Origin of the sequence: Desulfoluna butyratoxydans, from assembly GCF_900699765.1 — a bacterium.
GTDB lineage: Bacteria > Desulfobacterota > Desulfobacteria > Desulfobacterales > Desulfolunaceae > Desulfoluna > Desulfoluna butyratoxydans.
This window is the reverse complement of record NZ_CAADHO010000002.1, coordinates 840,432-858,553: the sequence shown is the minus strand read 5'-3', so window position 1 is coordinate 858,553 and position 18,122 is coordinate 840,432. Positions and strand designations below refer to the sequence as shown.

The window sequence follows — 18,122 nt, the reverse complement described above, 5'->3', positions numbered from 1 at the left end:
ACGGAGAACCCGGCCGACATCAAATCTTGTAGATGGTCCGGGTATCGGTGACGATGATGTCGATGTGCTTGTTTCTCGAATCGGTGGGGACCTGGGCAATCACCTGCTCTTCAAAGGCGATGGCCACCTTTCGGGTTGTGATGGGGAGCTTCTGGACAAACTTGTCGTAAAACTTGTCCCCGATGCCGATGCGGCCGCCCTTTTCATCAAAGGCCTGGCCCGGCACGATGGCAATGTCGATGTGGTTGATGGGAACGGTCTTGCACCGGGCGGGGTCGGGAATCAGGCAGCCGTCGGGGCCGTCAATGAGGTCTTCGGGGCTGCTTTCCACCTTATACAGGGTGGTTTTGCTGGACTCCCGGTTGAACACGGGCAGCACCACAACCTTGCCCCCGTCAAGGGAACGCTTGATGATATCGAGTGTCTCCACCTCGCTCTGCTTGGCCAGGTAGAGAAGCACAACCTTGGCTTCCATGAAGTTGGCAAAATCGAAGAGCCGTTCCTCAATGGTCTTCTGCTTTCGAGACTTCTCCTCGGGCGGAAGCGCATCCAGAACAGCTTCCACCTCAGCGATTATTTCCTTTTTTTTCTCTCCGGCATCTTCCATATATAATCTCCAGTCTTTTTCGCTAAACACATAAAATCAGTAATGATTGGTAATTTTCAAAGCTATTGACTGCCACCATGGACCGTGATAGTAATTTTAAGTTTTTAAAAACAAAAAACCACAATGCCGACCATACCACGAAACGGCATGATATCCGTGGCCCAGCCCGGTCCTCGGTCCATACCATAACACAATACGATATGGGAATCGACAGCTCTGACACAAAATCGTGGTTGTGTGTCCTGCCGAGGCTCTGTAAGGCCGGGTTGCCAAGCGTCCACCATCCCACGTTGCCAGAACAGGTACCTTATTATGCTTGAACTCAAGTACGTCAGAGACAACCTCCAGACCGTGGAGGATGCCCTCAAGAAACGAGGTGGCAAAGCCGATCTCGTCACCTTCGCCGCCTGCGAAGCCAAACGCCGTGAACTCATCGGTGAACTCGAAGCGCTCCGCAACCAGAGAAACACGGTCTCCGATGAGATCGCCGCCATGAAAAAATCAGGGGAAAACGCCCAGCCCCAGATTGATATGATGAAATCGGTCTCCACCCGCATCAAGGCCCTGGACAAAGAGGTCAACGAGGCCGAAGCCACTCTTCAGGAAATCCTCATGGGGATCCCCAACATTCCCCACCCCTCGGTCCCCGAGGGCAAAACCGACGAGGACAACATCCTGCTGCGGACCGTGGGAACCCCCACCTCGTTTGCCTTCGAGCCCAAGGCCCACTGGGACATCGGCGAAGACCTGGGCATCCTGGACTTCGGTCGGGCCTCACGCATCACCGGTGCACGCTTTCCCCTCTACTTCGGGGCCGGAGCGCGACTGGAACGGGCCCTCATCAACTTCATGCTCAACCTGCACACCGAAGAGCACGGGTTCTCCGAGGTACTGCCCCCCTTTATCGTCAACCGCAACAGCCTCAAGGGCACGGGCCAGCTTCCCAAGTTCGAAGAAGACCTCTTCAAGCTGGAAGGCCAGGAGTACTACCTGATCCCCACGGCCGAGGTGCCGGTGACCAACATCCACGCGGGCGAAATCCTCACCGACAAGGACCTGCCCATCCGGTACACGGCCTACACCCCCTGTTTCCGCTCTGAAGCAGGCTCCTACGGCAAGGACACCCGTGGCCTTATCCGCCAGCACCAGTTCAACAAGGTGGAACTGGTCAAGCTTGTGGACCCGGCCACCTCGTACGACGAACTGGAGACCCTCACCCAGAACGCGGAAAAGGTCCTCCAGCTCCTGGGCCTGCCCTACCGGGTGGTGACCCTCTGCAGCGGCGACCTTGGGTTCTCCTCTGCCAAGACCTACGACATCGAAGTGTGGATGCCCGCCCAGGACACCTACCGGGAGATCTCCTCCTGCAGTAACTTCGAAGACTTCCAGGCCCGCCGCATGGGCATCCGCTTCCGCCCCGAAGGCGAGAAAAAGCCGCGCCTGGTTCACACACTCAACGGCTCCGGACTGGCTGTGGGCCGCACCGTGGCCGCCATTCTGGAAAACTGTCAGCAGGAAGACGGATCCGTGAAGATCCCTGAAGTACTCGTACCCTACATGGGCGGCAAGGAGGTCATTGCCAAATGAAACCATCGGATTTTCCAGAAGACATCAGGGACCTGATCCTTCCGTCATCGGAAGGGACCATGATCTACCGCTGCCTGGGCTGCGGCAGCGAGCACGGCATTGACGAGCTGCTCTACGTCTGCCCGGACTGCGGCAGCGTCATGATGCTCCACGAGACCTCCGGCCTGGCGGCAAAAAAAGCAGACGGTCCCACCTGGCGAAAGATCCTGGACTACCGGCGCATGCTCAACATCCCCGCACTCAAGGGGATCTACCGGTACCACGAGTTCCTCGGCCCTGTGGTCCCCCTGGACGCTGTGCTCTACCTGGGCGAAGGGCACACCCCTGTGGTGGAAGCCAACACCCGCCTCCAGGAGCTTACCGGCGCCCGCTTCTTTTTTAAAAACGACGGCCAGAACCCCAGCGCGTCCTTCAAGGACCGGGGCATGGCCAGCGCCCTCTCCTACATCAACTCCCTGATAAAAAAAGGGAGCATGAAGGAGATCCTGGCCGTGTGCGCCTCCACCGGAGACACCTCGGCGGCTGCCGCCCTGTATGCCTCCTACCTCACCGACGGGATCAAGTCCGCCGTGCTGCTTCCCCAGGGCAAGGTTACGCCCCAGCAGCTCTCCCAGCCCCTGGGCAGCGGCGCAAAGGTCTTTGAGATCCCGGGCGTGTTCGACGACTGCATGAAGGTGGTGGAGAACCTTTCCTCCCGCTACGACGTGGCCCTGTTAAACTCCAAGAACGCCTGGCGCATCCTGGGCCAGGAGTCCTACTCCTTTGAGATCGCCCAGGACTTCGACTACGCCATGGAGGACATGGTGGTGGTGGTTCCCATCGGCAACGCCGGGAACATCACGGCGGTGATGAACGGGTTCCTGAAGTTCTACGAGGCAGGCATCATCGAGACCCTCCCCAAAATCATCGGGGTGCAGTCTCACCACGCCAACCCCGTTTACAAGTATTACCTGGAGCCGGACACGGCCAAGCGGGAGTTCAAGCCCGTCACCGTCAAGGCCAGCGTGGCCCAGGCGGCCATGATCGGCAACCCCGTCTCCATGCCCCGGGTCATCAACGTGGTGGAGACCTACAACCGCCTCTCCGAAAAGAAAAACGTCTTCTTCATGGAAGTCACGGAGCAGGCCATCATGGACTGCGAGCTCCTGGCCAACCGCAACGGCCACATTGCCTGCACCCAGGGCGGCGAGACCCTGGCCGGCCTCATGGAGGCTGTCAAGCAGGGCCTGGTCACCGACCGGGAGACCGCTGTCATCGACTCCACGGCCCATGCCCTGAAATTTTCCGGTTTCCAGGAGACCTACTTCTCCGGGACCTTCCCGGAAGAGTTCGGCATCACCCCGAACCCGGAGCTGGTCAACGCACCCGAGGATGTCAAGGCCGAGGGCCTCACCGAGTTCCCTGCGTCCGGGGCGCCCCTCACCGGGGAGTCCTTTGAGCGGTTTGTCCGCCTGACGGCCGATGCCATCGCCACCCGCCTGGACCTTGCCCGTCAAACATCATAAATCATTGCAGGGCAGGGGCCTTTTCCCGTGAAAAGGCCCCTGCCCCGTCAAATCCCAGGCCCTTTCCCGGTTCATGCCGATCCATGGACAGGGCCTCAGTCCACCATGGAGGCCCCGGAGCCTATGGGTTGTAGGAACAAACGGCTGTTGCCCCTGCTGGTTCTTCTCGTCATCTGTATCGTTGCGTCCGGCCACGCCCGGGCCGAGGTACTCTACAAGCGCTACTACGTCCAGAACGTCAACGGCCGGGATGTCCTCAGCGAGCCCTACACGGTGCGCCCCAACGACTATGTCATCAAGATTTTGAAGCGAAAAGGGGAGATCTCCCACACCAACTTTCCGCTGTTCCTGAACATATTCAAGCTCATCAACCACCACATCGCCGACATCAACCGCATCCACCCCGGCCAGAGGATCTTCGTCCCCCTGAAGTGGCTCGAACCCGACGCCCTTCCCGGGCAGCGGCGGGGCGTCGTGGACCTTCCCTTTATTACGGCGGCACCGGTCAAGCAGCTCATCACCCAGGGCGCCAAAACCCACAAGGTGGCCCCCGGAGACTCGGTCTCCCGCATCATCTCCAACCAGTTCGGGCCCGCAGGAAGCCGGACCTACCGGGAAGGCGTCAAACTCTTCCGACTGGTGAACCCCACGGTCAAGGACCTCAACCGCATCTACATCGGCCAGGCACTCAAGGTCCCCGATGCGTCGGTTCTGAATGAACAGTGGTACTCCTCTGTGTTTGAAGCAGACGGTGAGGTGGTGTTGAACGCTTCCCCCACCGACGCCTCGGCACCGGAGGAAACCGGGGACACCCAGTACGACGAAGAGGAGGCAGACGGCCTGAAGGATCCCTTTGACTCCCTTGCCAAGCTCCTGGGCGGCGTTCTCCTGAACCGAGGGCGATACTATTTTCCCGACGCCGAAGGCACGGACTTTTCCGTGAACCTGTCGGAAACCCCCATTCTGCAGCTTCCCGAGGGACGACGGATCCTCTTTGTCCAAAACGGCCTCTCCCTGTCCACAGAGCGACGGCGTATCATGGCCACCCATTTCAAGAACCTGCAGTTCACCGACATCTCCACCGAACCCAGCCTGCCCCTGCTCCTTGACGCGGTTCAGCTTGCGTACCCCAAAATGCGCCTGCCCATGCCCCTCTCCTTCTCCGAAGAGGGCATGAACCTCTCCCTGAAAGCGCGCTGGGCCTTTAAGTACGACCGGTCCAAATCCCCAGAGGCTTTCCGGGGCATCATCGTCTCGGACCTTTCCGACCCCTCCGGGCGCTTTCCCGTCCCCCTGACCGCCTACTTTCGAAAGCACGGACTTGTGCTGCGGGAATCCCTCCAGGGCGAAGCCCTTCCGCCGGTTTTCTATGCGGTGGAAAAGAGCACCTCACTGAAACGGATAGTCCCCCGCACACGCAAAATTTACGTGGAAAAGCTCGCCAATGCCCTGGGCCTTCTGTACGATTCCAACATCACCATCTCCTTCTCCTATGCCGGTACCCAGCTGGAAACCACCTCCAACATGATACGGGATCCCCAGGGAGAAGGCGCCCTGGTTGACTTCGGCCAGCTCTACGGTGACGCTGCTTTCGCCATCGAAAGCTCCGGTCTTAAGGTGGTCTCCATCCGTAAGGGCGACTATCTCTTCAACGCCACCCTCAAACTCCTCTCCAAGCTGGGCATTCCCCATGAAAAGAACCCGCGCTTCGAGTTCGGAAAGACGGGTGACGGCCTTTCCTGTGCCCTCACCGTGGACGGCATCCTGGTCAAGCCCGCCCCCCTGGTCAAAAAGCTCATCGTCGCCTCCACATTGCCCGACCCGGTCATCGCCCTCCTCGAAGAGCAGGGACTCGGCATTATCCAGGTCCGATAGCCCGAACCTTTTTGAAAAAAGGGACCCGCCGGAGGCAACTGGCAATTGCAATAAACCGAGATTCATGGCACGTTGCGCTATAGGCGCAAACACAGCGTTTTCTCCAAAGATACCTCCCTTCACGGGGGCTTGACCATGACCCATAGGCGATACGAATCGCAACGATCCCGACCATCGCACACACCATCTAAACACCGGGGGCATCATGAATTCATCTGCACGCATCCTGCTCGTTCTTCTGGCCGCGGCCCTGCTGGCCGGTTGCGCCAGCAAAACACCCATGTTGAAAAAGCAATCCGAGGCCCAGCGCAACCTGGGTGAGGCCTACCTGAGCCAGGGCGACTACACCGCCGCCCTCAAAGAACTCCTTGAGGCCGAGAGCCTCTACGCCGACGATTACCTCCTTCAAGACGACCTGGGCAAGGCCTACACCGCCAAAAAACGGTACGAAACCGCCCTCATCCACTTCCAGCGATCCATCGACCTGCAGCCCGACTACGGCCCGGCCAAAAACAACATGGGATCGGCCCTGTTGCTGATGGAACGATGGGACGATGCCATCGAAATCCTCAACCAGGTGTCAAACAACATCCTGTATGCCACGCCCCACTACCCGGTCTACAATCTCGGATGGGCGTACTATAACAAAAAAATGTACGCCAAGGCCGTCGGCTACTTCAACAAAGCCCTGGAGATCCACCCGGAGTTCGTCCTTCCCATGCGGGGCATCGCCCTGTGCCACATGGCCGAAGGGCGCCTTGCCGATGCCACGCACTGGTTTGAAAAGGCCGTCGACACCGCCCCCAGATTTCAGCAGCTTCACTACGAACTGGCAGGGGCCTACCTGCGCTCCGGTTCCTATGAAAAGGCCAAAACCACGCTGACAGCAACCATCGAAATCAACGACCAGACCCCCATTGCCGCCAAAGCGCAGCGTGAGCTCGCGGCCCTTTCCATTTAACCCTCTCCTTCCAGTGGCACGGCCCCGGTCTCTCACCGGGGCCATGGCCACGTGAAACCTTTCGTCACGGGCCAGTGATGCGCTCCGGCAGGGGCCACGTATAAGGCCTCCCCAGACTCAAGAGAAACGAGCTGTCTCCTCCCCCAAGCACGTCCGTCTGGCTCGGGCCGGACCTCCCCCATGCTTTTGCCACCATAAAAAAAGGGAGCGAGGTGTTTACCACCTGCTCCCTTTCGTTGCTCAAATCACTCTTTGGTATTTCCCCCTGCCACGAAAGCAGGGGGAAGCATGTCTAAATTTTCAATTCATCCATTTTCACCACGCGGGGGGTGAGGAAGACCAGCAGCTCCTGCTTCTCTTCCGTACGCGTGCGGTTCTTGAAAAGCCAGCCCAGCACGGGGATCTGGGACAACACCGGAAATGCCGACTCGGCAAAGGTCTTGTTGGACTTGATGATGCCGCCGATGACGATGGTCTCCCCGTCGTTCATGATCAGCTCGGTCTCCACCCCTTTGGTGTTGAGGCCCGGGATCCCGTCGGTGATGCTGCCCACGTCATTCTTGTCGATGAGCACCTGCAGGGAGATCCGGTCGTCGGCCGTCACATGGGGGGTCACCTCCAGCTTCAGCTCCACCTCTTTGAACTCGATGTCCACGTCGCCGTCTTCAACGGTCTGGTAGGGAATCTCAACCCCCTGCTTGATGGTGGCCTTCTTGTTGTCCAGGGTAAGGACCTTGGGTGAGGAGACGATCTTACCGGTGCCCTTGGTCTCCAGGGCCGTGAGCTTGGCATCCAGGATCAGGGTATTGCCGGTGAGCCGTGAAAAGTTGATACCGATGCTGTTGGTGGTGTCCACCCCGTAGTCCATGGCCACGCCGTAGCCGTACACACCGCCCAGGGTGCCGCTCTCGTTGCCCTCTCCAACGGTGGGATAGCCCTCGGTCTGGGCGTTCCAGGTTACACCAAAGGCCCGGGTGAAGTTGGATGAGGCTTCCACAATCCGAGCCTCGATGATCACCTGGGGCGTGATCCGGTCGATCTGGGTGACAATGGCACGGGCCTGGGCGATCTTTTCCGCGGTGTCGGTGATGATCAGCTGGTTGGTCCGGATGTCCACACTGACACTCCCCCGCTCCGGGGTAAGGATGCGCTCGATATGGGGCCTGATGTCCGCGTCTGCGTTGGAGTAGCTGATAAGGATGTACTCCGTGGACATGGGGGCCATGGCCTTCTGGATCTCCTTGGAGAACTGCTGGGAGGCGATGTACTGCAGTCGGGCCGCCTCCTCTTCCTTCAGGGTCTTCAGGGTGGCGATGCGGGTGATGCCGTTTTCTTTCACCGACCCCAGCATGTTCATCTTGAGTACCAGATCCAGGATCTGGTCCCAGGGAACCGGGTTCTGGAGGGTCATGGTGACCTGGCCCGTGACATCCTTATCGATGGCAAAGTTCTGCCCGCTCACGGCCCGGATGATGCGGAACACGTTTTTGATGTCCGTCTCAAAGAAATCCACGGCGATTCTCTCGCCGGTGTAGGTTTTGGACTTGCCCACGGAGATCTCCGGTTCCGCGTCCGCCACCACAACGTCCGGAACCGGGGCGGTACCCACAGCCCCTTCAGGGAGTACGGCCATACCGGCGTCCGCCCCTTGGGGCAGGGCCATGACATCGGCCCCGGCAATGGCTTCTTTCCAGCTGGGCAGGTTGGCATCGTCCTCTTTCTGGGGAGGCACGGTGGTGGGATCGATGCTCACCTCAATCTGGTCGCCGCTCTGGGTCACCAGGTACGGTACGGCATCCCTGAGTTCGATGATAAACAGGGTGTCACCGGCCATCCGATCCGTCTGGACCGGCAATATACGGTTCACGGCGCTGTTGAACCGCGTGGTGATGATGGGGCGCTTCCGGGAGTCGGGCAGGGAGGTGTCGGCAAGCTTGATGTAGAGGGTCTTCTCATCTTTCTTGCTCACTTTGTAGTCCACCGGGCCGGTGGTGCCGATCAGGATGGTGGACGCCCCGCTCTGGCTGCTGGTAAAATCGATCTGGCTCACCGTGGCAGGCCCCACCGCAACGGGCTGAACGGGCGGTGTCTCTACCTTTTTCTCGGCCTGAACAACCACGGCTTCGGATTCCACCGTCATCTCGGCCACGTCGGCCTCTGCCGGTGCCGGTGCGTCTTCAGGCACCAGGGCCACCTCGGGCACGGCCGCGTCCAGGGTGGTGAAGACCACGTCCAGTCCGTTTCCGTTGCGGACCACATCGTACTCCGCCTCCTCCGTAAGGAGAATCTTGATTTGAGTGGCGCTTCCCTTGCGGGAGGTTGTGATGGTCTCTACCACCTCATAGTTCGCCGGCGATTGAACCGCCCCTTCCGCCACATCCGTATCGGGGAAATGCAGGACAACCCCCGGGGGAAGGGACTGGGGTATCATGGCATAGGTCAGCATGGCACTGCCCTGGATGGACACAACCACTTCGCCGGAGTTTCCACGGGTGTCCACACCGGTAATGACCCGTTCAGCCATGACAGATTGCGTCTCAACAGCAGGCGTGACCGCACCCTTATCGGATGCACAGCCGCCAGCCGCAAGCGCCGCGAAAAAAACAAAAAGCACGACTGAAGCTGCCTTCCAGCGCAACATTGAGGTCTTGTCAAACATATTAGTCTTCTCCAAGAGGTTTCTGAAGTTTAAGTTCCCGTGTCCGAACCACAATTTTCCCGAGGAAATTCTCCACTTCTTCTTCAATAACCACCCGGTCCCTGGTGATCTCCACTACCTGTCCCGAGTTGACGCCCATATAGGTCCCCTTTCGGACCACATAGCCTTTGCCGCCGGTCTCTTCCACCATGGCCATACTCCGGCCCGGCATGCTCACGATCCCCACGAGTTTCAGCTGGCCGATATCCAGTTTTTCCAAGGGGGTCAACCGGGACATCCTGCTCTGGCGCACCGTGGGGCGGGCCTCTCCCTCAACGGCCTGGGAGCTGATGCTGCCCCGTGCGAACAGTGGCTCAAAGGGATCCACGCGCCCTGCAGGGTCGTAGCTGGTTTTCCCGTAGAGCATCTCATCCGAGGCCTTTTCAGAAAGCACCTCCGGCTTGGTGGCCTTCACTGAATCAGCCGGGGGCAACCCGGCCACTGCCGGGATCTGTGTCGCGTCCGCCGCCTCGGGCTCGGGTTTGGCCTTGGCCTTGATCGGCACCGTTTCCTTTTTCGATACCTTGAAGGTCTTGACGGCTTCCCGGGACTGTGATGCATCGTCTGCCCTGTCACACCCGAAAAAGAGAGGCCCGGCAAGAAACGCAACCGTCACTATCGATGTCATGATCTTTTTTTGCATGGCTCACGATCTTTGTATTTGATGGATTATTTCTTCTTTGCAGGCTCTTTCTTATCGATGAACTTATACGTCACAGCCGTACACTTCGTTGAAATTTTGCCCTCTTTGTATCCGCCGATCTTGATGTCCCGGATGTTGACGATACGGTTCAAGCCGGTCACCTTATCCATGAACATCACCGTGTTGTGAAAATTCCCCTTCACATGCAGGCTCACGGGGATTTCGCCGTAAAACTCTTTGTTCACCTCTTTCTGGGGCTGAAAAAGGATAAACTCAAGCCCCGTGTCCTGTCCGGACTGAGAAATACTCGTCAGAAGCGAGGGGATCTCCTTTTTTTCCGGCAGGGCCCGCATCACTTTCCTGAATTCCGCCTCTTTCATTTTCCACTCCCGCTTGAGGGAGGCCAGGCGGGCGGCCTTCTTCCGGGCAATCTCAAGCTGGGTTCCAAGGGACTGAAGCGTCTGCTTCTGCTGCTTGATCTCTTCGTATTTGGGCAGGATGGAGAAGTAGAAGATCGACCCGATCAGGACGATGCAGGTGATGGCGCAGATGGCGATCCGCTGAATCTTGTCGAGCTCTTCGACCCTTTTGAACAGGGGGTCCATCGACTGAAACGCTGAGGACTTGTTCATCATTTTACCTTCATACCGGTTGCATTGGTGTTTTTTTGTTTCAACTTGGCCCGGGTGCACACGATTTCAAAGTTCTTCATGGCCACGCTCTTTTTGGACGCCCCCAGCTTCAGGAACCTCAGGCTGGCACTGGAGAAGTAATCCGATGTTTCGAGTTTCCGTGTGAAATCCGCCACGGTGATCTCGTCCAGGGCCGCTCCCTTGAGGGTAATCGTCCTTCCTGTCTCGTCGTAGCTCTTGATCCACATGCGATCGGGAATCACCAGGTCTGTCATGGCGCTGAGAACCCGGACAGGATCCTTGCGAACCACCTGAAGGGACTCAATGATATCTATTTTCTTCTGCAGCACCTTGTTTTTCTTGTTGATGGCGTCCACCTCACGGGCCTTTTTCTTGAACTTGTTCAGTTCGGCCTGGGTGTCGCTCACCTCCTGTTTATACTTCTCAACCGCCGCCCCCACGCTCAGGGAGTAAGCCCCCATTCCCACCCCGATCAAAATAATCAGGAGCACGAAGATGGACACCTGACGGCGGACATTCTCTTTGGTTCGAGCATCTCGAAAAGGCAGTAAATTGATTCGTATCATTTGTCGTTCACTTTCCTTATCGCAAGCCCCATGCAGATGGCCGCCTGGGGCGCCATCTGCTTGAGATAGTCCTCGTCAATGCGCCCGTCGCCCAAATCCACGCCCTTGAACGGGTCGATGGTTTCGACCTCGGTGGAGGTCCTCAGCGCCAGCATCTTCTTGAAGTCGGCGATGTTGCCGCCGCCTCCGCTGATCAGGATCTTCTGGATCCTCTCCTCGGGATAGGTGGAATAGAAGAAATCCAGGGCACGACTGATCTCCGTGCACCAGTCCGCAATGACGGCCGATTCGATATCCTTGAGCTCTTCATTGGAGATACGCTCCCCATTGTTGTTCAACTTGATCTCTTCGGCTTCGTCGGCAGAACAATCCAGCATGGATGAAATTTTCTGGTTTGTCTGGCCGCACCCCAAAGAGACATCCCGCATGAACAGGGAGTTTCGACCTTTGAGAATGTTCAGGGAGGTTTTGCTGGCGCCTACGTCGATGAGGGCCACGAACTCGTCACCGGTGGCGTCCGGCCCCATGTAACCGAGTTCGTAGATATTCTGAAGGGCAAAGGCATCCACATCCACGATGCAGGAGGCCAGGCCTGCCATATCCAGGACATTCACGTAGTCGGCGATCATCTCTTTTTTGGCGGCCACGAGGAGCACGCTCATCTGGTTGGGGTTGTGCTCACTCTCGCCCATGATCTGAAAATCGAGATTGACGTCACTGATATCAAAGGGGATGTACTGTTCGGCTTCGAAGTGGATGGTGGACTGGAGGGCCTCCTCGGTCATGGTCTGGACGTTGATTTTTTTAACCACGACCGAATACCCCCCGATGGAGATGGCGGCGTTGGGGGTCTTGATGTTATAGGCCCGAAGGGCTTCGCGGACGGTTTCCGCCACCTCTTCCGGGTCTCGGATGACCCCCTCCTCGATGGCGCCGCTGGGCATGTCGTAAAGCCCGAACCGCTTTAACGCATACCCGTTTTTCGTATCAGCCACCTCAGCCACCTTGATGGCACTGGACCCGATATCAAGACCGATCAGCTGATCTTTTTTACCAAATGTCATAAGTACACCCTAATACAGGAATGGAATTTTACGGACTTCATGCGCATGCCCCATCGGGCATACGATGACTCCACGGAGGGCAACACGCCGCATCTGCGGTGCAACAGATCTGAATCTCGGATTTTCGCGTCAATGTTGAAACGGAGTGGCGTACGCCTTGCGAAAACCTGTTTATGATTTTATTAATTGTCAGGTACATATATTCGAGTATTGCTATAATGAAGTCAAGGGAAATATATAACTCGCTTGGATAACTGACATATATTGTGCATTAGCCAATTTTAAATCAAGATATTGTATTCATAGAACGTTCTTCATTCCTTTTTTTCATATTGTAACAATATCCGACAAAGGTAAAAATGATGGGGTTGATTGTGACTTGACGAGCAACGGCTCCAAGGCCTGGACAAAGCCTAAGTCAAGGCGAAAGAGGAGCACATTCCGGAAGATTTGGTGAGTCCTTTAACGCGGCCTTTTTCTCAAAAATGGGGGGAATAATCAGGCCAGGACGTGGATAAAAATATACTATATCTTTACGATTATCCACTCGCACATGATTCTGTCAAGGATTTTCCATTGTGGGGCAGATGAAAAGGGGGGACGATGGACGTGCCGGGCGCAGGGCCGAATAAGCAATGCAACGCCCTGAAAAAAAACGGCGCCCCAAAAGGGCGCCGTCTCCATCTGTCGTCACGCGGCGGGCCGGGACAAGGCGCCCCGGCCGCAATGCGGTTCTTACTTGCCTGCGACTTTCTCCGCCGCCAGGTCTTTATACAGTGAGGCCGAAGGGCTCTCGAGGATCTCGCGGTAAAGGGACTCGGCCCCTTGGGTGTCACCGCTCTTTTCCTTGATGCGTGCCAGGAGAAACGTTGCCTCCTCCTGTTTTACAGTGGCCGCGCTGGACCGCACCTTTTCATATATGGACGCGGCTTCATCGGCTTTCCCAAGCCCCTCCAGGGCCTGGGCCTGGCCACACAAGGCAATGTTCCGAAGGGCACTGCCCGAGTCGAACCCCTTGGCGGCCGACGCGTACCAGGCGGAGGCGGACTCGAAGTCACCGCTTTCAAAGGCCAGCCCGCCGTACCAGAGCAGCGCGGCGTCGTAGGTGGCGGCCCCGCCCTTTATGCTCGCAAGGGCATCGGGGGCCTGCCCCAGCCATCGCTGCAGGGCAACCTCACGGCCTTCTTTGGCCTCAAGGGCCTGAAAATCCACTTTCAGTGTCTGAAACGCCAGGGACGCCTGACGGGCAGCCTTATGGCGGTACAGGCCCGTCCCGGCAACCAGGACCAGGCACAGGACCACGCCGGCAACCCCCAGGGTCACCTGGGATTTGTGTTCCCGCACAGCAACCAGGGTTTTCTCAACAAATTCTACGAACCGATCCTTTTCGGCCACGGCCTGGGGATTCTCTTTCTGCATCTCGCACCATCCTCCACAATAGTCTCGTCGTAAACCGCCCGCGCCTTGCTTCAGGATGCGGGCAGCGTGTTTCTGATGCGGGCCCATCCCGCCTCGGGAATATCCGCCCCGGTGACACAGCACACTTCATACCCGCAGGCCGAAGCGATGTTGCCGCACGTCTCGGCGGAGTAGCCCATGACCATGCCGTAGAGAAAGCCTGCGGCCCAGAGGTCGCCAGCCCCCGTGGTGTCGACGATGGTCCCCCCGGATACGGGCGCGACCTCGGTCACGGTGCCGTCAACGGCGATGCGGCTGCCGCGGGACCCGAGCTTTAAAACGGCGACATCGGCACACCGGCTCATCTCGTCCAGGGCCGCGGCCTCGTCGGAGAGCCCCGTAAAGGCACGGGCCTCGTCTTCGTTGGCGATGAGAATGTCCACAGCAGGGATCACCTCCTCCTTGATAAAGGAGAGGGCCTCTTCAACCACGGTAAAGCTGGCAAGGTCCATGGCCACGAGGGCACCGGCCTCTTTGGCCGAGGCCAGGGCCTTGGTCATGAGGGCCTGATTGAAAACCAGATATCCCTCAATGAGGACGATGGCAGCCCCTGCAAATGTCTCCGGAGAGATCTCCTCGGGGGCCAGCTCAGAGGCCGCCCCCAGGTAGGTGAACATGGAACGCTGGGCATCCGGTGTGATAACGGACAGAACACGGCCCGTGGGGGTATCGGACATCACAAGGTCCGGGGTCACCCCGTTTTGCTTGAGATCCTGTTCAAAGTGCTCGCCGTAGCTGTCCCGGCCTCGCTTGCCCACAAAGGTGGCAGCCCCGTTCAGGCGCCCCACCCCCACGATGGTGTTGCAGGCGGCGCCGCCGGGGACCACCGTTACCTCTGAGGTGACTTTTTCAAGGACCCCTTCGGCAAACGATCCGTCCACAAGGGTCATGCCCCCCTTGATATCGCTGATTCCCTTCAAAAACGCGTCGTCTTCAAACACCAGAAGGTCCATCAGCGCAGAGCCCACCCCGACAATCCCTTTTTTCTCTCCGCTCAACTTGTCGTACATAGTCAACAACTCCTGCAACCCCGCCCCGGGTATCAGCGGGGCATTAAAAAAACGGTGCGACTTACCACACCAGCGATTTGTGAATCCACCCCTTGTCACCGTCGGCGTGCTGGACATGGATCCAGTTGCCCTTGCGGCTCAGCACCTTGAACGGCACCCCGCTGTCCACCACAAATGCCAAAGGCTTCTTGGTTCCCGGCCCCTTCCTGACATTGCATCTCTCTTTTGTGGTGATCACGGTGCGGGTCTTGTCCACCAGCTTCTTGAAGATCCAGCCGGTGTCGCTTTCGAAATCCTTGACATAGTACCAGGACCCGGCCTGGTCCAGAACCAGGAGCGGGTAGTGTTTCTCGACCCCTTTCCAGACAATCTCATGCTCGGTTCCTGGACCGGTTCGCACATTGGCCGACTCAACGCTGACACTGACGCGCTGAGCTGCCGCACACAGGGCGGGTGCCGCCAGCAGCACCGCCAGCACGAAAGGAATCATCCTGCGGATTCGCATCTGTTACTCCATTTATGATGGTTGTTGTGTTCGAAGAATACCGGGCAGGCCCTTTCGTCAGTGGATGGGCTCCACCATGATCTTCTGGGCCATACCCCGGCCAAGGATGTAGCGCTTGTTCTCCACGGCAATGACAAATTGCCCGCGGCCCTGGCTGGTGATCACCTCGATGACGTCTCCCCGCCGGATACCCATGGACAACAGGCGGGCCTCCAGGTTTTCCCCGCACTGGTACTCCCGGATGATGAGCCTTTCGCCGGGTTTTGCCAGCATCAGGGGCATAAGGGGCACCCTTTTCTTGAGGCAGGCAGAGCAGATGCCGTAAATATCCATGCGATGCTGAAGCATGTGAAACCCGTGACGGGCGGCGATGGCCTCCTGAAGCCGCTCCAGGTGGGCATCGGCAAACTCGGTGATTCCGCCGCATCGGGTGCAGATCATGTGGTCGTGGTGGTCACCCAGGTGCCGGTGCTCGTAGAGTGTCCGGCCGTTGTCGAACCGGTTCTCCTGGGCGAAACCGTAATGGCACATCAGTTCAAGGGTCTCTCGGAGGAAATCCGTGTCCACCGTGTGCCCCTCTTCGGCCAGGAGCCGGGCGAGATCATCGGCGGTGATGTGCTCTTCCGTTTTCAGAAACGTGTCAAGAATGGTGAAACGTTCGTCAATATTATCAATCCCCTCTTCCTTGAAGAGGGTGATAAACTGCTGTTTTTCAAGGTCATGAATCTGCATCATTGTCATATGTGCCTCCGCCCCGGAGGATAGTACAGCGTCTATAAGATGTCAACCGACCGAAACAGGTGATCCGCCCTGTTTTCAGCCGCCTTCCAATGGGACCGCCATGAAAAAAGGCCCGCCCTCCCACGGGGGGAAAGCGAGCCTTGTCTCGTCGGTCGGGATAAGCTGCGGGCGATGCCCGGGCGGCGCTACAGCGCCTTGGCCATCAGGTCACCCACGCGCTTGGAGAAGAGGGCCGGGTCTTCCACGCGTCCCCCTTCGCTGATGATGGCCAGGTCATACAGAAGCTGTGCATGATCCGGCAGCACGGGGTTTCCGGCGTCCTTTTCAAAGAGGGACTTGACCGCGTCAACCAGGGGATGATCCCCGTTGAGCTCCAGCACACGCTTCTGCTTGGGCATCTCCTGGCCGGAGGCCTTCATGATCTTTTCCATGTAGGCGCTCATGCCCAGGGCGTCCCCGGAAAGGCAGGAGACGGAATCCTTGAGGCGGCTGGAGAGCTTGACCTCTTTGATCTCCTCGTCCAGCTGCTTCTGGAGGTACTCCATGAAGTTCTTGAAGGCCTCTTTCTTGTCGTCATCCACTTCGGTGAGGTCAAGATCCCCCATTTCCGCGCTCTTGAGCTTCTTGCCGTCGAACTCGGGCAGGGACTGAACCACCCACTCGTCCACGGGGTCGCTCATGAGAAGGACCTCGTAGTCCTTGGCCTTCAAGGCCTCCAGGTGGGGGCTTCCGGCCAGGGAGACCAGGTCTTCGCCGGTGATGTAGTAGATGAACTCCTGGTCCTCTTTCATATTTGCCACGTACTCTTCCAAAGAGACATAGGCCCCGTCGGACTTGGTGGTCTTGTAGCGGATCAGCTTGGCCAGCTTGTCCCTGTTGTCGTGATCCATGGGAATGCCGGACTTGATGGCCGCGCCGAACTCGTCAAAGAAGGTGTCGTAGCTCTCCTTCTCCATCTTGGTGAAGAGCTCCAGGACCTTTTTCACCAGGTTCTTGCGGATGTTTTGCACCAGGCGGTTCTGCTGGAGGATCTCACGGCTTACGTTGAGGTTCAGGTCGGAGGCGTCCACCACCCCTTTGATGAAGCCCAGGTACTCAGGCATCAGCTCGGTGCAGTCGTCCATGATGAAGACGCGCTTGCAGTAGAGGTGGATGCCGTTTTTCTTCTCGCTGTAGTACATGTCCATGGGCGCCTTGGAGGGCACATAGAGCAGGGCATCGTACTCGGTGGTCCCCTCGAACTTCATGTGGATCTTGTCCAGGGGGGCGTTCCAGTCGTGGCTGATGTGACGGTAGAACTCGTCGTACTCCTCGTCGGTGACCTCGCTCTTGGGCTTGGCCCAGATGGCCTTCATGGTGTTGAGGGTCTCGTCGGCGCGGACCTTTTTGGTGGTCTCTCCGATGGGCTTGCCGTCGGAATCCTTGATGATCTCCTCGTCGGGGAGGGGCTCGGTCTTCTCCACGTTCATGATCACCGGGTAAGCCACAAAGTCGGAGTGCTGCTTGACCACGCGCTTGATGGCCCACTCCTCGGTGAAGTCCTCTTCCAGGCCCTCTTCCTTGAGCTGGAGGGTGATGGTGGTGCCGTGATCCTTTTTGGCGCAGGTCTCCAGGGTGTAGGATCCCAGCCCGTCGGACTCCCAGCGCACGGCCTCGCCCTCGCCCGCCTTGCGGGTCTCAACCGTCACCTTGTCGGCCACGATAAAGGCGCTGTAAAAGCCCACGCCGAACTGGCCGATGAGCTCAGGGGCAATGGCGTCGCCCTTCTTGGACTCTTCCATGGCCTTCATAAAGGCCGCGGTGCCGCTCTTTGCGATGGTGCCCAGGTTCTCCACCACCTCATCCCGGGTCATGCCGATGCCGTTGTCCGAGATCACAAGGGTCTTGTTGTCGCTGTCCGGCGTGATGCGGATATGAAGGTCGCCTTCCCCTTCCAGCAGCTCGGTGTGGGTCTGGGCCTCGAAGCGAAGCTTGTCGATGGCATCCGACGCGTTGGAAATCAGCTCCCGGAGAAAGATCTCCTGGTTGGAATAAAGGGAGTTTACGATCAGGTTCATCAGTTGCTGAACTTCCGTTTCAAACTGACGCGTCTCTTTGCTCATGGTCTCTCCTCACATCATGTGTGTTCATGGTTGTTCTGTGGTGCCGCAAGGGCGTGCTGCCTCTGGCCGGCGGGCGCCCGAAAAGGCCCGAATATGTTTTCCCTGCCCCCGGCAGAGATATAAACCACATAAAATTTTATGCAGAAT

Annotated in this window: 15 protein-coding genes; 4 read left to right on the top strand and 11 right to left on the bottom strand. The window is 58.0% G+C overall.

All coding sequences use genetic code 11. The features are described 5' to 3' along the window. Positions 1-19: 19 nt before the first annotated feature. On the bottom strand, positions 20-607 hold the full coding sequence (locus MSL71_RS08650; RefSeq protein WP_180138830.1) for a 5-formyltetrahydrofolate cyclo-ligase: 588 nt from the start codon (positions 605-607) through the stop codon (positions 20-22). A 312-nt stretch (positions 608-919) separates the two neighbouring features. Between MSL71_RS08650 and serS the strand changes: the two genes are divergently transcribed. From serS to MSL71_RS08630, 4 genes are all read left to right on the top strand, one after another. After that, positions 920-2,194, top strand: a complete 1,275-nt coding sequence (serS, locus tag MSL71_RS08645) for a serine--tRNA ligase (protein WP_180138828.1) — start codon at positions 920-922, stop codon at positions 2,192-2,194. Next, positions 2,191-3,699 (top strand): threonine synthase, encoded by a 1,509-nt coding sequence (thrC, locus tag MSL71_RS08640; protein ID WP_180138826.1) that lies wholly within the window; start codon positions 2,191-2,193, stop codon positions 3,697-3,699. The genes serS and thrC overlap by 4 nt, the downstream gene beginning before the upstream one ends. A gap of 123 nt (positions 3,700-3,822) precedes the next feature. Continuing rightward, the gene (locus MSL71_RS08635) at positions 3,823-5,574 is read left to right on the top strand and encodes a LysM peptidoglycan-binding domain-containing protein (RefSeq protein WP_180138823.1); all 1,752 of its coding nucleotides are present in this window, start codon (positions 3,823-3,825) and stop codon (positions 5,572-5,574) included. 205 nt (positions 5,575-5,779) lie between these two features. Further along, positions 5,780-6,535 carry a tetratricopeptide repeat protein gene (locus MSL71_RS08630; protein WP_180138821.1) on the top strand — a complete coding sequence of 252 codons (756 nt, stop codon included), beginning with the start codon at positions 5,780-5,782 and terminating at the stop codon, positions 6,533-6,535. A 292-nt stretch (positions 6,536-6,827) separates the two neighbouring features. Here MSL71_RS08630 and MSL71_RS08625 read toward each other — a convergent pair whose 3' ends face one another. From MSL71_RS08625 to htpG, 10 genes are all read right to left on the bottom strand, one after another. Beyond that, entirely contained in the window at positions 6,828-9,059 is a 2,232-nt protein-coding gene (locus MSL71_RS08625; protein WP_180138819.1) for a type IV pilus secretin PilQ, read from the bottom strand. Between the two features lie 136 nt (positions 9,060-9,195). After that, complete coding sequence (locus MSL71_RS08620; protein ID WP_180138816.1) at positions 9,196-9,861, bottom strand: pilus assembly protein PilP; 666 nt, start codon at positions 9,859-9,861, stop codon at positions 9,196-9,198. Between the two features lie 41 nt (positions 9,862-9,902). Then, on the bottom strand, positions 9,903-10,511 hold the full coding sequence (locus MSL71_RS08615; protein ID WP_180138815.1) for a type IV pilus inner membrane component PilO: 609 nt from the start codon (positions 10,509-10,511) through the stop codon (positions 9,903-9,905). Further along, positions 10,508-11,095, bottom strand: coding sequence for a PilN domain-containing protein (locus MSL71_RS08610; protein WP_180138812.1), 588 nt, complete (start codon positions 11,093-11,095; stop codon positions 10,508-10,510). The genes MSL71_RS08615 and MSL71_RS08610 overlap by 4 nt, the downstream gene beginning before the upstream one ends. Continuing rightward, positions 11,092-12,159, bottom strand: coding sequence for a type IV pilus biogenesis protein PilM (pilM, locus tag MSL71_RS08605; RefSeq protein WP_180138810.1), 1,068 nt, complete (start codon positions 12,157-12,159; stop codon positions 11,092-11,094). Before pilM ends, MSL71_RS08610 begins: the two co-directional genes overlap by 4 nt. Positions 12,160-12,894: 735 nt before the next feature. Then, the gene (locus tag MSL71_RS08600) at positions 12,895-13,578 is read right to left on the bottom strand and encodes a tetratricopeptide repeat protein (RefSeq protein WP_180138808.1); all 684 of its coding nucleotides are present in this window, start codon (positions 13,576-13,578) and stop codon (positions 12,895-12,897) included. 50 nt (positions 13,579-13,628) lie between these two features. Continuing rightward, on the bottom strand, positions 13,629-14,627 hold the full coding sequence (locus tag MSL71_RS08595) for an adenosine kinase (RefSeq protein WP_180138806.1): 999 nt from the start codon (positions 14,625-14,627) through the stop codon (positions 13,629-13,631). 61 nt (positions 14,628-14,688) lie between these two features. Further along, positions 14,689-15,132, bottom strand: a complete 444-nt coding sequence (locus tag MSL71_RS08590; protein ID WP_180138804.1) for an SH3 domain-containing protein — start codon at positions 15,130-15,132, stop codon at positions 14,689-14,691. A 57-nt stretch (positions 15,133-15,189) separates the two neighbouring features. Next, on the bottom strand, positions 15,190-15,873 hold the full coding sequence (locus MSL71_RS08585) for a transcriptional repressor (protein ID WP_180138802.1): 684 nt from the start codon (positions 15,871-15,873) through the stop codon (positions 15,190-15,192). A gap of 185 nt (positions 15,874-16,058) precedes the next feature. Further along, positions 16,059-17,975: a molecular chaperone HtpG gene (gene htpG, locus MSL71_RS08580; RefSeq protein WP_180138800.1), complete on the bottom strand. Its 1,917-nt coding sequence runs from the start codon at positions 17,973-17,975 to the stop codon at positions 16,059-16,061. Positions 17,976-18,122: the final 147 nt, after the last annotated feature.

What these genes read in the sequence shown, in the direction of transcription:
- MSL71_RS08585 (WP_180138802.1), bottom strand. Translation starts at nt 15,873, where the DNA reads ATGACAATGATGCAGATTCATGACCTTGAAAAACAGCAGTTTATCACC.
- MSL71_RS08610 (WP_180138812.1), bottom strand. Translation starts at nt 11,095, where the DNA reads ATGATACGAATCAATTTACTGCCTTTTCGAGATGCTCGAACCAAAGAG.
- MSL71_RS08590 (WP_180138804.1), bottom strand. Translation starts at nt 15,132, where the DNA reads ATGCGAATCCGCAGGATGATTCCTTTCGTGCTGGCGGTGCTGCTGGCG.
- MSL71_RS08595 (WP_180138806.1), bottom strand. Translation starts at nt 14,627, where the DNA reads ATGTACGACAAGTTGAGCGGAGAGAAAAAAGGGATTGTCGGGGTGGGC.
- MSL71_RS08630 (WP_180138821.1), top strand. Translation starts at nt 5,780, where the DNA reads ATGAATTCATCTGCACGCATCCTGCTCGTTCTTCTGGCCGCGGCCCTG.
- MSL71_RS08615 (WP_180138815.1), bottom strand. Translation starts at nt 10,511, where the DNA reads ATGATGAACAAGTCCTCAGCGTTTCAGTCGATGGACCCCCTGTTCAAA.
- MSL71_RS08650 (WP_180138830.1), bottom strand. Translation starts at nt 607, where the DNA reads ATGGAAGATGCCGGAGAGAAAAAAAAGGAAATAATCGCTGAGGTGGAA.
- MSL71_RS08625 (WP_180138819.1), bottom strand. Translation starts at nt 9,059, where the DNA reads ATGGCTGAACGGGTCATTACCGGTGTGGACACCCGTGGAAACTCCGGC.
- pilM (WP_180138810.1), bottom strand. Translation starts at nt 12,159, where the DNA reads ATGACATTTGGTAAAAAAGATCAGCTGATCGGTCTTGATATCGGGTCC.
- thrC (WP_180138826.1), top strand. Translation starts at nt 2,191, where the DNA reads ATGAAACCATCGGATTTTCCAGAAGACATCAGGGACCTGATCCTTCCG.
- MSL71_RS08600 (WP_180138808.1), bottom strand. Translation starts at nt 13,578, where the DNA reads ATGCAGAAAGAGAATCCCCAGGCCGTGGCCGAAAAGGATCGGTTCGTA.
- htpG (WP_180138800.1), bottom strand. Translation starts at nt 17,975, where the DNA reads ATGAGCAAAGAGACGCGTCAGTTTGAAACGGAAGTTCAGCAACTGATG.
- MSL71_RS08620 (WP_180138816.1), bottom strand. Translation starts at nt 9,861, where the DNA reads ATGACATCGATAGTGACGGTTGCGTTTCTTGCCGGGCCTCTCTTTTTC.
- serS (WP_180138828.1), top strand. Translation starts at nt 920, where the DNA reads ATGCTTGAACTCAAGTACGTCAGAGACAACCTCCAGACCGTGGAGGAT.
- MSL71_RS08635 (WP_180138823.1), top strand. Translation starts at nt 3,823, where the DNA reads ATGGGTTGTAGGAACAAACGGCTGTTGCCCCTGCTGGTTCTTCTCGTC.